A 13,074-nucleotide genomic window follows, 5' to 3' on the forward strand; every position below is an offset into this window, starting at 1 on the left:
ATATTATTTATAAAGGGGATAAAATTGAATGGCTTTGAAAAAAACATTAACAATCGCTGGCTCGGATACTTCCGGAGGCGCTGGTATACAAGCTGATTTGAAAACTTTCCAAGAACACGGCACATACGGCATGAACGCGCTTACCGTTATTGTGACAATGGACCCGAACAATGGCTGGAGCCACGGCATCCACCCTATCGAGGTTGATACGCTTCAAGCCCAATTGGACACTGCCTTCTCGACAGGCATCGATGCTTTGAAAACGGGTATGCTGCCGACCGTCGAAATCATCAAACTGGCGGGCGAAGCGATTGCTGCATCCGGCATCCGCGACGTGGTCATCGATCCGGTCATGGCGTGCAAAGGCGAAGCGGAAGTCCTATTCCCAGAAAACGTCGACGCAATGATCAAATACTTGCTGCCGAATGCGAAAGTCGTGACACCGAACCTCGTGGAAGCTGGCCAGCTGTCTGGCGTCGGCATCCTGAAAACCGTTGACGATTTGAAAGAAGCAGCGGAAAAAATCCACGCACACGGTGCGGAGTATGTTGTCATCAAGGGCGGCAAGCAATTGAAGCACGAAAAAGCGGCTGATCTTTTATTCGACGGCAAAACGCATTATTTACTGACATCAGAGAAAACAGAAACAACTTATAACCACGGCGCTGGCTGCACGTTCGCAGCTGCAATCACTGCCAATCTGGCAAACGGCCAAGAAGTCGAAGATGCTGTCCTGAACGCGAAGAAATTCGTTTCAGCGGCTATCGCCAATGGCTGGAAACTCAACGAATACGTCGGCCCGGTTATGCACGGTGCGGCCAATAAATTCGAAGAAACACCTGCAGTCCAAATGGAAAAAATCTAATCTTCTTCAAACACGCTGCTGCGCAAGCTATGATACATGGCTTGCGCGGCAGTTTTTTATTTGCCGCTAACTTGTATAACATAGTAGTTGACGTCCGTTTTCCGGGATGCTATATTGTATTACAAGATAGAAAGTAACTTGCATTACACTATAGCTAAAGGAGGCCGGCCATGTCTTCCAGCCAAATGCTCAAAGGGATACTCGAAGGATGCTTGCTCGCAATCATCGGAAAAGGTGAAACGTACGGCTATGAAATGATTGAAAAACTGGAGCTATACGGCTTTACGATGATCAGCGAAGGTAGCATCTACCCAGTATTGATGCGGCTCCAAAAAGAAGGGCTCGTCGATTCGTTCATGAAAGAATCGCCTAGCGGGCCGAAGCGCAAATATTATACGCTGACTGCTGCCGGCAAAGACGAATACCAGGAATTCAAAGCCCGTTGGCAGCACATGTCCCAATCGGTCGATCGCTTATTAAAGGAGGAATTGTAATGGCACTGACAAAAGAAAGCGAAGAATTTATCGCAAACTTGAGAATGTATTTACTGACTTCCGGCAAAAACGACGAAGAAATCAACGCCATCGCTGATGAATTGCGAAGCCATTTGGAAGAAGCGGAAAGCCGCGGGAAAAACATCCGCAGCGTCACCGGCGATTCGCCTGAAGCGTATATGGAAAGCATTCGGAGCGAAATGGCGACAGACTTCTTCGGCATCGCCAAAATGATGCCGATGTTCATCCTGCTCATGCTCGCCTACTTCCTGACCGGTCCTGCCATCCGCGGCGAGCTGTCTTTCTCGATTCTGACGCTGATCACCTACCCGCTGGTCGCGTTTCTCGGCATCGGCGCTTATGTCTTCTTCTTCCGCAAAATGAGCGTACGGAAATGGAGCACGAAACGGGAAATCGCCGTCTTCATGGGCATCCAATTTACAGTGGTGCTGCTGTTTGCGGCAATGATGTTCCTGGACATCTTCCTGTTCGAACCGTTCTACATCCCCTCCCGTGAAATGGCTTGGGCCATTGCTGCAGCTGGAATTGCCGTGTTCATCGTCTCCGCTTTATGGAATAAAACATGGATCACTGTGGTCTTGCCGCTGTTTTTATTCGGACCGGACTTTGTTATGCAATTTATCGAAGTCGGGCAAGCCCGCCAGCTTATTATCAGTACATCGGTATTGTACGCCGGGCTCGCGCTGATCATCGCATTCCTCTTTATCCAGAATAAAAAACAAAACCCTCACAAATTGTGAGGGTTTTTTGGTGTTTCAGCATTTTTCAAGAGAACCATGCGGCTTCGCAATTGTTCGCGGTTCCAGTCGACGATTGCTTCATCTTGCGCCAGCGCCGAACTCTTTTTCGGGGCTTGAATGTCTTTCGAACGCAAATAGCCTTCGAGCATCAGCGTAACCGCTAAAATCGACAAGGCGATGAACAGTACGGGAAACAGCGGCAGCCATGGCGAACCTTGGAGATAGCGGAATGTCGAACCGAACAAGCCGGACCATTCAAACGAAATCGACATCGGCGGATCGCTGAACATCGGATCATAGCTGATCTTCGTGCCGCCCAAAAATAAATTCAGCAAACTTAAATGGGCCAGGACGATGAATGTTTCGATCACTTGCTGGCCGTACAAAACCGCCAGCTTTTCCCGCATCTGCGGATACAAATGCTTGCGGATGATCCGCGGCTCCCCTGCTCCCAAAACCCTGGCCGCCGTGACGTATTCCTGGCGGTAAAGCAATGCGGCTTCATTGCCAATCAAGACTGCCACAATCGGCATGGTCAGCAAAGCCATGAGAACTACTTGGATGGCAATTCTTTCCCATATGGTGTTGGTGAATCCGCCTAGCGGCATCCACAGCACCGGGTACAGGATGTAAGCGGCAAAAAGCGTCAGCGGAATGTAATGGAGGGAATCAGCCAAACCGCCGATCCACGCGCGCTGACGCTGCAAATACGTCGCCATCATATAACCAAGCGGCACAGCGATGAGCATGCGCAATGCAGCAATCGCCAACGCAGCAAGGATCGTATACTTGCCGCCAATCATCAATTTGCCCAATAAATCATAGCCATACTGATCCGTCCCCAACGGAAAATTCCACTTGGGGGAAATCGGCGGCCCTTCTACTGTGCGCCCGTTTTCCGTCACGAAGAAAATCTGCCTCGGCACATTGCCCCAAAGCCATTCATAAAGAAAGCTGCCGCCCAGGAAAAAAGAAAGAATGGCGAACCCAACGAGAAAATAAGGCTGTTTCCACATCTAAATCGCCTCCTTTCCGCGCAGATGCCGCAGCACCAGCCATTCGCCGATGCTGTAAAGCAAGAAAATCGGCAGGAAAAAGCTGAAAATGGAGACTAGGAACACTTCCGGTGAAATATTGTCTTTCATGAACAGCATGATACCCGGAATATTGAACATCAATTCCAGCACGAACAAATTCGACAGCATGAACCAAATCGTCTTCTTTGATTGAAAAAAGACACTGATAATCGCATTGCGGAACATATGCACCCAAATGACGAACACTTTGGAAAAGCCGAGCGAACGCGCAAGCTCGATGTACATCTTCCGCTCTTCGTCCCGAAATGTCAGCATGCACAAGCGGTACAATTGGATCATCGGCAATAAAGCCAGACATAGCACCGGCAGCCAATAAATGTGGTCACCTTGGACGACCGCAATTTTGGAAATCAACACGTTTGTCTGCAAATAGATGGCAATGACAGCCAGCTGGGCCAGCATAATGACCAAAAGATCCGGCAGTGACTCCAGGAAATACAGCGCCATCTTGATGCGCTGCCGCGCCTTTTCTTTCAGCAGCATCGTCAGCACCGTGAATGTGATGGCAAAGAAAATGGCCACCGCGAACGCCAGAAACAGCAGTTCCAATGAGTAGATGATATACTCGCCAATTGTCGGGAATAGCGGGATTTCCCGGTTCGTCCTCATATTCAGCACCGTGAATTCCTGCAGCGGCCAAAGCCCGCGCAGCACCGCTTCCAACGCCCCAATATATTCCGTGAGCCGCAGTTCGCCGGCCACCAGCCCGCCGATCAGCACCGGAAAGCCGCTGACGAGCACAATGCCCAAAACGGAAAAAACAAATTTGATCATTAGTTTCATGTATTCCACCCTTTAACATCTTTTCGAAGAAATCCGAAAATTCTCTTTTCCATATAATAACATTATTTTGCATCCCTGAATCATCCTAATCGCATTCTTCCGCGATTTTCCCTATACTAAAAGAATACGGATTGCATGAGGAGTGAAAACAATGGAATTAGTCGAAGTTAAGAAACTGCAAGTCGAACTGGATGCGTTCGCCAAAAAAGATGTCTATCTGCATTTGGAAACGACCAACGGTTCATACGCAACTCATTTCAATGAAGGCTTTTTTAATGCCGGCGCCTTTATCCGAAATGTAGTCATCAATTATGAGCTAGGGAAAGTAGTTGGCGACAGCCCGCACCGGGTCGGCTTGAAATTGCCGCACGGCTGGGTCTACGCGCAAGGAATCACCCATTACGAATTGGATGAGCAGGGGCGCCTGCTGCTCGCCGGACATGACGGAACAGGAAAACTGGCGGTCGCGCTGCAAATCAGCGAAACACCGTTCAGTTATTAAGGAGGGAAAACTAGATGGCAATTGAAAAAGAACGTCAAGTACTGGTCGTCTTCCCTCACCCGGACGATGAAGCGTTCGGCGTTTCAGGAACGATCGCCACTCATATTCTGCAAGGGACTCCGGTTACATACGCCTGTTTGACACTTGGTGAGATGGGCCGCAACCTAGGCAACCCGCCTTTCGCAACCCGCGAATCTTTGCCGAATGTCCGCAAAAAGGAATTGCTCGGCTCTGCCGAAGCGATGGGGCTGACGGATTTACGCATGATGGGATTGCGCGACAAAACAGTCGAATTCGAAGATGACGAAAAAATGGTTAAAATGATGGCTGACTTAATCGAAGAATTGAACCCTTCGCTCATCATCACATTTTATCCGAACCTTTCCGTCCATCCGGACCATGAAGCAACTGCGCGTGCAGTCGTCCGTGCGGTCCGCCGTATGAAAGACCGGCCGAAGCTGCATTGCGTCGCTTTTGCCAACGAAACACTCGAAGTTCTCGGACATCCCGACATCGTCCACGATGTAACGGCGGTACGGGACCAAAAAATGAACGCCATGAAAGCACACATTTCCCAAACGTCTTGGATGCTGGAAGAAATGGAATTGAAGTTATCGCAAGGCGACAAGGAAGCGGAAAATTGGCTAACTAAAGAACGTTTCTATAATTATCGCTGGGATGAAGATTTCGAAGAATCATTCTAACGAAAAACACCCCCTTTTTCTTTTTGAAAAAGGGGGTGTTTTTTCTTTGTGTTATCAGATAATATAAACATTGGTATGAAAGCGTTTCACTAGGGAGAAGTGCTGTATAATTACCATTAATCATGTGTTTTAATGCACAGAGAAAAGGGGTTTATTTCGTGAAAAAGTTTCCAACTTCTACCTGGCTTTTATTTCTGATTCCATCTTTGCTGGGTATCCTGTTATTCTTAGTTCCGATTCCAACTATTGATGATGAAGGCCAAACAATCTGGATGGTAACTATTGCTGTTCTTGCTAATGCTTTGGCTGGCGCGATAGACGCTTTTACACCTTGGATTATGATGATGATCTTAATCATTGCAGCTATTGGCTCTCTTATTTTCATAACCCGCAAAGTTAAAGAAGGCCACAAGGTTTCTTTTTTTGATCGTTTGTTCAATGTCAACTTGTTCTGGACAATCGTCCGTATACTTGGTGCCATATTTGCGGTTATGGTGTTGTTCCAAATCGGACCGGAAGCAGTTTGGAGCGAAGATACCGGCGGCTTGCTGCTATCGAGCACAGGACTGTTGTCATTCCTGTTCACCATTTTCCTGTTCGCAGGCTTGTTTCTTCCATTATTGATGAACTTCGGCTTGCTCGAGTTTTTCGGCACCATGATGGTGAAAGTCATGCGCCCGTTGTTCCGTCTTCCTGGCCGTTCGTCAATCGATGCACTGGCTTCATGGGTCGGTGACGGAACCATCGGAGTCCTGCTTACAAATAACCAATATATCCAGAATAAATATACGCAGCGCGAAGCTGCAATTATCGGAACTACGTTCTCGGTCGTGTCGATTACGTTCGCGATTGTGGTCATCCAAGAAGTCGGCCTTGGCCAGTATTTCCTGCCTTATTACGGAACGGTCATCCTGACAGGGGTCGTCCTGGCTTTGATCATGCCGCGCATTTATCCATTGGCACAAAAAAAGACGACGTTCATGAACGGCGATCCTCAGGAATCGTATTCCGAGGAAGTGCCGGAAGGCTATAGCGTCACTTCTCACGGCGTTGAAAATGCTTTGACAAAAGCAAATGAAAATAAATCGATCAAAGAGTTCTTCAAAGATGGGTTTAAAAACGTTTTGGATATGTGGATTGGTGTAGCCCCTGTTGTTATGGCGTTTGGTACCGTGGCATTGATGTTAGCTACATATACCCCTATTTTCACCATTCTCGGAAAACCGTTTGAACCTTATTTGAATTTACTAGGTGTACCCGAAGCCCAGGAAGCTGCGCAATTGATGGTCGTCGGATTTGCTGATATGTTCTTGCCGGCTATTCTCGCTGGTGGCATGATTGAATCGGAGCTAACGCTTTTTGTCGTGGCAACCATGTCTGTCACCCAGCTGATTTACATGTCAGAAGTCGGCGGATTGCTGCTCGGTTCCAAAATTCCGGTCAACATTTGGGACTTGATTGTCATCTTCGTACTGCGCACGGTCATCGCTTTGCCGATCGTTGCCGGTGTTGCACATCTTCTATTCTAATGAAACCAAAAAAGCTGGAAGCGAAATATCGCTTCCAGCTTTTTTCTATTTGCTGTTCTTTAGACGTGCATCAACTTTTTTTTGAGCTTCACCAGCATATCCGATGTCATCGCATCCAAGTCATACTGTGTTTTAAAGCCCCATTCGTTCTTCGCCGCTGAAGCGTCGATGCTGTCCGGCCAGCTGTCGGCAATCGCCTGGCGCACCGGGTCGACGTCGTAGGACATTTGGAATTCCGGGATGTGCTTGCGGATCGATGCTGCAATCTGCTCCGGCTCAAAGCTCATGGCCGTTACGTTGAATGCGTTGCGGTGAATGAGTTTCGCCGGGTCGGCTTCCATCAAATCGACGATTGCCTGCAGCGCATCCGGCATATACATCATGTCCATGTACGTGCCTTCAGCGATATAAGACGTGTAGCGCTGTTCTTCAATCGCTTTGTAATAGATGTCCACTGCGTAATCCGTCGTGCCGCCGCCTGGCTGTGCCACGTAGGACACCAGTCCAGGAAAGCGAACGCCGCGTGTATCGATGCCGAATTTCTGGAAATAATAATCGCATAATAATTCGCCGGCCACTTTGTTGACGCCGTACATCGTCGTTGGGCGCTGCAGCGTGTCTTGCGGCGTATTTTTCTTCGGTGTCGAAGGTCCGAATGCACCGATCGAGCTCGGCGTGAAGAATTGCATGCCAAGTTCGCGCGATGCTTCAAGCGCATTGACCAAACCCCCCATGTTCAAGTTCCACGCAAGAAGCGGCTTTTCTTCAGCCGTCGCAGACAATAATGCCGCCATGTGCATCATCGTGTCAGCTCCGAAGTCTTTTGCCAAGTCATGCATTTTTTGGGCATTCGTCACGTCCAAGACGCTGAATGGCCCGCTTTGCTCGCCGCCGTTGCGGATATCCGTCGCCAATACGTTGTCCGCACCGTAGATTCCGCGCAGTTTTTCAGTCAATTCCGATCCGATCTGTCCCAGTGCACCAGTAATCATTATACGTTCCATCAATAGCACTCCTTTCGAATAAAACAATTGTCCTCTGTAGAAACACATTATTCATGTTGTTATTGGCGTTTCGTTAAGCTTCTCTATGAAGCCATTATAAATTGTTCTCTTTAAAAATACAATGCCTTTTGCATTTCAAGTCTTTCGAACTTGCAGGTTGATGTTGTTGAAAAATGCACTTTAATGGTGCTATAATAAGTCAGCACTTAGTAAAGACGGCTCCAATCACTGGACCAAAAATGTTGAAAACTTTTTTTTAATCTTAAAACCTAGTATTCCGCTTGGTATATATATTTTCAATCTTGCGGCAAATCGGCTTAATGAGTAAAAAGTTTTCAACGAAAAATACAGGAAATCGAGGGGATTATTTTATGAAGAAGTTTACATTGGGTTTATTGGCATTAATCGGCGCGGTGCTGTTATTGGCAGCTTGCGGCAGCAACACAGCAAACCCGGAATCAACTAGCGGCGATTCCGACACTGCAGAAGAAGATTTGTTGGCGAAAGTGAAAGAAGAAGGAACGTTGACAATCGGCACGGAAGGAACTTACCCGCCTTTCACTTTCCACGATGAAACCGGCAAATTGACAGGATTCGACGTGGAGATTGCGGAAGAAGTGGCGAGCCGCTTAGGCGTCGAAGCTGAATTCCTGGAAACACAATGGGATGCGATGTTTGCAGGACTTGACGCAGAACGCTTCGATATGGTCGCGAACCAGGTCGGCATCAACCCTGAACGCCAGGAAAGCTACGAATTCTCAGATCCATACATCACTTCAACGGCTGTTTTAGTCGTACCGAAAGATTCAGAAATCCAGGCATTTGAAGATTTGGAAGGCAAATTGTCCGCCCAGTCATTGACGAGCAATTACGCAGAAACGGCAAAATCGTTCGGCGCTGAACTCGAAGGCGTTGAAGGATTCAACCAAGCAATCGAGTTGCTGAACTCCGGCCGCGTTGATGCGACGGTAAACGATAACTTGACGGTCTTGGATTTCTTGAAACAGCGCCCGGAAGCCAATATTGAAATCGTTGACGAAGCGGATGATGCAGCGCAAAGCGCATTGTTGTTCCGTAAAGGCAGCGGCCCGATGATCGAAGAAGTCAATAAAGCGTTGGCAGAAATGATCGAAGACGGCACGTACGAAGAAATCTCCAACAAATGGTTCGGCGAAAATGTACTTGAATAGTATTTTTACAGATCCGGTTCGCCTTGAGCGGCTGATGGACATCTCCCAGTCTTCCTGGCTTCCGTTGATTGAAGGGATGATCCAGTATACGATTCCGCTGTCGTTCATCGCCTTTGTACTGGGGCTTGCCATAGCCGTGCTGACGGCGCTCGCCCGCATTTCGACAATCAAGATTTTTCAGGTGATTGCCCGCGTTTACGTTTCGATCATCCGCGGCACTCCTTTATTGGTCCAATTGTTCATCCTGTTTTACGGCTTGCCGACGATCGGCGTGGTCATTGACCCGTTTCCGGCAGCTATTATCGGTTTCTCTCTGAATGTCGGCGCTTATGCGTCCGAAGTAATCCGGGCAGCGATCCTGTCCATTCCGAAAGGCCAATGGGAAGCGGCGAACACGATCGGCATGAGTTACGCCCAATCGCTGCGCCGCGTCATCTTGCCGCAAGCGGCACGGGTATCGATCCCTCCCCTTTCCAACACGTTCATCAGCTTGATCAAAGACACGTCGTTGGCGTCGCTGATTCTCGTAACGGAAATGTTCCGTGTGGCGCAGCAAATCGCTGCGACCAATTACGAATTCCTGTTGTTATACGGGCAGGCGGCATTGATTTATTGGCTGGTCTGCTTCCTCTTGTCGCTTGGGCAAGGCAGGCTGGAAAATCGATTCGACCGTTACGTTTCGCGCTAATAAAGCACACCCTGCAGTAAGGAGCAAAATATGATTTCGATTACTGATTTGCATAAGAAATTCGGCAAGCTGGAAGTGTTGAAAGGCATCGACTTGAAGCTTGAAAAAGGCCAGGCCGTTGTTGTCATCGGCCCTTCCGGCTCCGGCAAGACGACGTTTCTTCGCTGCCTGAACATCCTGGAAGTTCCGTCTAAAGGCGTCATCACGATTGACGAGCAGACAGTGGATTTTTCCAAGCCCGTTTCGAAAAAACAAGTGAACGCGTTCCGCAAGCAGTCCGCGATGGTCTTCCAGCATTACAATTTGTTCCCGCACATGACGGCGCTTGAAAACGTCATGGAAGGGCCGGTCATCGTCCAAGGGATCGACAAAGCAACAGCGCGCAAGAAAGCACAGGCGTTGCTCGAGAAAGTCGGCCTGGCGGACAAAGCGGACGAATACCCGTTCCAATTGTCGGGCGGACAGCAGCAGCGCGTCGGCATTGCCCGCGCGCTGGCGCTTGAACCGAAAGTGATGCTGTTCGACGAACCGACTTCAGCGCTTGACCCTGAACTCGTCGGCGAAGTGCTGCAAGTCATGAAAGACTTGGCGGCTGAAGGCATGACGATGGTCGTCGTCACCCACGAAATGCGTTTCGCACGCGGTGTGGCGGATGAAGTCTTGTTCATGGACGGCGGCGTCATTGTTGAACGCGGCAAGCCCGAAGACATTTTCAGCCATCCGAAAGAAGCACGCACCCAGCAATTCCTTAGCTTGATTTCCAATACAGATGCCATTTAACCGCACGCTGCCTCTTTGGCAGCGTGCTTTTTCATGGATAAATATGCTTTTCAGCTGGTATTTATGCTTCTTTATTTGAAGTAGCGTGCTTGCGGGCAGTATACTGGAGATATTATGTGAAGAGGAGTGGCTCCATGAAGACTGGAATTTACGAATCAATTAACGCGTTACAGCATGAAATGACTGCAACCCGCCGCCATCTGCATATGCACCCAGAGCTGTCCCATCAGGAAGTTGAGACACCTGAATTTATTGCCAACGAGCTCCAAGCACTTGGCATCGAAGTGCGACGGGGCGTCGGCGGCCGCGGTGTGATCGGCACGATCCGCGGCGGCAAGCCCGGCAAGACAGTTGCATTCCGTGCGGATTTTGACGCGCTGCCGATTGACGATAAAAAAGATGTTCCGTATAAATCGACGGTTCCCGGCGTCATGCACGCCTGCGGCCACGACGGGCATACGGCGGCCTTGCTCGGCTTTGCGAAAGCGATGGCTGCCATCAAAGATGAACTGCCCGGCACGATTGTGCTGATCCACCAATTCGGCGAAGAAACGCCGCCCGGCGGCTCCCGCGCCATGATTGCGGATGGCTGCCTCGACGGCGTCGACCTGATTTTCGGCGCGCATGTCCAAAGCAGCATGCCATACGGCAAAGTTTTCGTCCGTGACGGCTTTTTGCAGGCGGCAGAAGATACGTTCAAAATCATCATCCGCGGCTCCGGCAGCCACGGCGCAGAACCGCAGCTTGGCGTCGACCCCATTCTGGCCGCAAGCCACGTCATGATTGCGCTGCAGTCAATCGTCAGCCGCAATGCCGATCCCTTGCAGGAACTCGTTGTTACTGTCGGCAAATTCCATGCCGGCGAAGCGGATAACGTCATCCCGAGCGAAGCGGTGCTCGAAGGCACCATCCGCGTATTCAATCCGGAACTGCGGCAGCTTGCCAGAGAGCGCCTGGCGTCGATAGCGGAGAACGTCGCGCGTGCGATGGGCGCCACTGCAGAAGTAGTGCTTGAAGCCGGCTACGACTCCCTGTGGAACCATGCGGAGGCGATGGATATGGTGCGCGCCGCTGCACGCAAAACCGTTGGCGATGATGCGCTGGTGGAGATTGACCCGATTATGCCGGTCGAGGATTTCGCTTATTATACGCAAAAAGTGCCAGGCGCGTTCTTCTTTGTCGGCGCCAAGATGGCAGATGATGCGCTAAGTTTTCCCCATCACCACGAAAACTTCGATTTTAACGAAGGCGCTATGGCAATTGCGGCGAAAGTCTTTGCTGCTGCTTATTTTGAAGCGCAGGAGATGTAAAAGGCGTGAAGTCTGTGCCTGTTTCAACGCTAGAAGCGTATTTATTGATTAATAGAGCGTATTTCCAGGTTACTAGAGCGTATTTTCGAATTTATAGAGCGTATTCTACCCTTTATAGAGCGTATTTCATCACCCCATAAAAAAACCCGCCAACATGGCGGGTTTTTCATATTTTTAATTGATAACGCCGAGTTCTTTGCCGACTTTTTCGTAAGTGGCGATGGCGTCATCGAGCATTTCTTTTGTGTGCGCCGCAGTTGGCATATTGCGGACGCGTCCGGTGCCTTTTGGAACCGTCGGGAAGACGATCGATTTCGCGTAGACGCCTTCTTCAAATAAACGCTTCGAGAATTGCTGCGTCAGTTTTTCGTCGCCGATGATGCATGGCGTGATCGGTGTTTCGGACTCGCCGATATTGAAGCCCAGCTCTTTCAAGCCTTTTTTCAGATAGTCACCGTTGTCCCATAGCTTGTCATGCAATTCCGTCGAATCCATGATCATTTGCAAGGCGCCGATGATTGCCGCCACGTCGCCCGGTGGAACAGCCGTCGAGAACAAGAACGGGCGTGCGCGGACTTTCAGCCAATCGATGAGGTTTTGTTTGCCGGCCACATATCCGCCGACAACGCCGACCGCTTTCGACAGCGTACCCATCTGCAGATCCACTTCTTTTTCAAGGCCGAAATGCTTCACCGTGCCTTTTCCTTTGCCTGTGACGCCTGAACCGTGCGCATCATCAACGTACGTGATCAAGTCGAATTCTTTCGCGATTTCCACGATTTCCGGAAGCTTCGCGATATCGCCGTCCATCGAGAAGACGCCATCCGTGATGACCATCACTTTATTGTACAAGCCGGATTCAGTCGCTTCTTTCGCTTTTTGGCGAAGATCGTCCATGTCCGAATGCTTGAACGCGATGATTTTTGCGCGCGACAAACGGCAGCCATCGATGATCGACGCGTGGTTCAACTGGTCGGAAAGAATCGCGTCATTTTTGTCCATGACACCTGAAATCGCCGCCATATTGCAGTTAAAGCCGGATTGGAATGAAATCGCCGCTTCTGTTCCCTTGAATTCAGCCAGCTTTTCTTCCAATTTCACGTGGATGTCGAGTGTGCCGTTGATCGTGCGGACTGCACCTGCGCCGACTCCGTATTTATCGATGGCGTCTTTCGCCAGCTTTTTCAACTCTTCGTTTGTAGCCAGGCCCAAATAATTATTAGAAGACAGGTTGATCAAATCTTTGCCGCGGACCTTGATGACTGGTCCATTCGGTCCTTCAACCGGGTCGATTTCGTTGTATAATCCCTGTTCTTTCAATTCGCCCAGGTTTTCATTTAAAAATGCATCCAATTTTTTTGACAATG

At 49.5% G+C, this 13,074-nt stretch carries 14 protein-coding genes; 10 read left to right on the forward strand and 4 right to left on the reverse strand.

Annotation, left to right across the window (positions count from 1 at the left end; translation table 11 throughout):
- Window positions 1–28 precede the first annotated feature (28 nt).
- The 3 genes from thiD to EGV91_RS03760 all read left to right on the forward strand — a co-directional run bounded on the left by thiD (window position 29) and on the right by EGV91_RS03760 (window position 2,120).
- Complete coding sequence (gene thiD, locus EGV91_RS03750; protein WP_135500839.1) at window positions 29–865, forward strand: bifunctional hydroxymethylpyrimidine kinase/phosphomethylpyrimidine kinase; 837 nt, start codon at window positions 29–31, stop codon at window positions 863–865.
- Between the two features lie 170 nt (window positions 866–1,035).
- Window positions 1,036–1,359: a PadR family transcriptional regulator gene (locus tag EGV91_RS03755; protein WP_135500840.1), complete on the forward strand. Its 324-nt coding sequence runs from the start codon at window positions 1,036–1,038 to the stop codon at window positions 1,357–1,359.
- Window positions 1,359–2,120: a DUF1129 family protein gene (locus tag EGV91_RS03760; protein WP_135500841.1), complete on the forward strand. Its 762-nt coding sequence runs from the start codon at window positions 1,359–1,361 to the stop codon at window positions 2,118–2,120. The genes EGV91_RS03755 and EGV91_RS03760 overlap by 1 nt, the downstream gene beginning before the upstream one ends.
- Here EGV91_RS03760 and EGV91_RS03765 read toward each other — a convergent pair.
- Window positions 2,108–3,136 (reverse strand): ABC transporter permease, encoded by a 1,029-nt coding sequence (locus EGV91_RS03765; protein WP_135500842.1) that lies wholly within the window; start codon window positions 3,134–3,136, stop codon window positions 2,108–2,110. The genes EGV91_RS03760 and EGV91_RS03765 overlap by 13 nt on opposite strands.
- Entirely contained in the window at window positions 3,137–4,000 is an 864-nt protein-coding gene (locus EGV91_RS03770) for an ABC transporter permease subunit (protein ID WP_241666099.1), read from the reverse strand. It lies immediately after the preceding gene.
- A gap of 151 nt (window positions 4,001–4,151) precedes the next feature.
- Between EGV91_RS03770 and EGV91_RS03775 the strand changes: the two genes are divergently transcribed.
- From EGV91_RS03775 to EGV91_RS03785, 3 genes are all read left to right on the forward strand, one after another.
- A complete protein-coding gene (locus tag EGV91_RS03775; RefSeq protein ID WP_135500843.1) occupies window positions 4,152–4,502 on the forward strand; it encodes a YojF family protein in 351 nt (116 codons plus the stop codon).
- 14 nt (window positions 4,503–4,516) lie between these two features.
- Complete coding sequence (bshB2, locus tag EGV91_RS03780) at window positions 4,517–5,206, forward strand: bacillithiol biosynthesis deacetylase BshB2 (protein ID WP_135500844.1); 690 nt, start codon at window positions 4,517–4,519, stop codon at window positions 5,204–5,206.
- 158 nt (window positions 5,207–5,364) lie between these two features.
- Window positions 5,365–6,735: a YjiH family protein gene (locus tag EGV91_RS03785; protein WP_135500845.1), complete on the forward strand. Its 1,371-nt coding sequence runs from the start codon at window positions 5,365–5,367 to the stop codon at window positions 6,733–6,735.
- A gap of 59 nt (window positions 6,736–6,794) precedes the next feature.
- On the opposite strand, the gene EGV91_RS03790 is transcribed toward EGV91_RS03785, so the two are convergent.
- Window positions 6,795–7,739, reverse strand: a complete 945-nt coding sequence (locus EGV91_RS03790) for an L-threonine 3-dehydrogenase (protein ID WP_135500846.1) — start codon at window positions 7,737–7,739, stop codon at window positions 6,795–6,797.
- Window positions 7,740–8,110: 371 nt separating this feature from the next.
- Here EGV91_RS03790 and EGV91_RS03795 point away from each other — a divergent pair, with 371 nt between their 5' ends.
- From EGV91_RS03795 to EGV91_RS03810, 4 genes are all read left to right on the forward strand, one after another.
- Window positions 8,111–8,929 (forward strand): amino acid ABC transporter substrate-binding protein, encoded by an 819-nt coding sequence (locus tag EGV91_RS03795; RefSeq protein ID WP_135500847.1) that lies wholly within the window; start codon window positions 8,111–8,113, stop codon window positions 8,927–8,929.
- Window positions 8,916–9,617 (forward strand): amino acid ABC transporter permease, encoded by a 702-nt coding sequence (locus tag EGV91_RS03800; RefSeq protein ID WP_135500848.1) that lies wholly within the window; start codon window positions 8,916–8,918, stop codon window positions 9,615–9,617. The genes EGV91_RS03795 and EGV91_RS03800 overlap by 14 nt, the downstream gene beginning before the upstream one ends.
- Before the next feature lie 30 nt (window positions 9,618–9,647).
- Window positions 9,648–10,397 (forward strand): amino acid ABC transporter ATP-binding protein, encoded by a 750-nt coding sequence (locus tag EGV91_RS03805; RefSeq protein ID WP_135500849.1) that lies wholly within the window; start codon window positions 9,648–9,650, stop codon window positions 10,395–10,397.
- A gap of 134 nt (window positions 10,398–10,531) precedes the next feature.
- Window positions 10,532–11,707, forward strand: a complete 1,176-nt coding sequence (locus tag EGV91_RS03810) for a M20 metallopeptidase family protein (protein WP_135500850.1) — start codon at window positions 10,532–10,534, stop codon at window positions 11,705–11,707.
- Window positions 11,708–11,881: 174 nt separating this feature from the next.
- Here EGV91_RS03810 and EGV91_RS03815 read toward each other — a convergent pair whose 3' ends face one another.
- Window positions 11,882–13,072, reverse strand: coding sequence for a glycine C-acetyltransferase (locus tag EGV91_RS03815; RefSeq protein ID WP_135500851.1), 1,191 nt, complete (start codon window positions 13,070–13,072; stop codon window positions 11,882–11,884).
- Window positions 13,073–13,074: the final 2 nt, after the last annotated feature.

It is taken from the genome of Planococcus koreensis (assembly GCF_004761975.1).
Lineage (GTDB): Bacteria > Bacillota > Bacilli > Bacillales_A > Planococcaceae > Planococcus > Planococcus koreensis.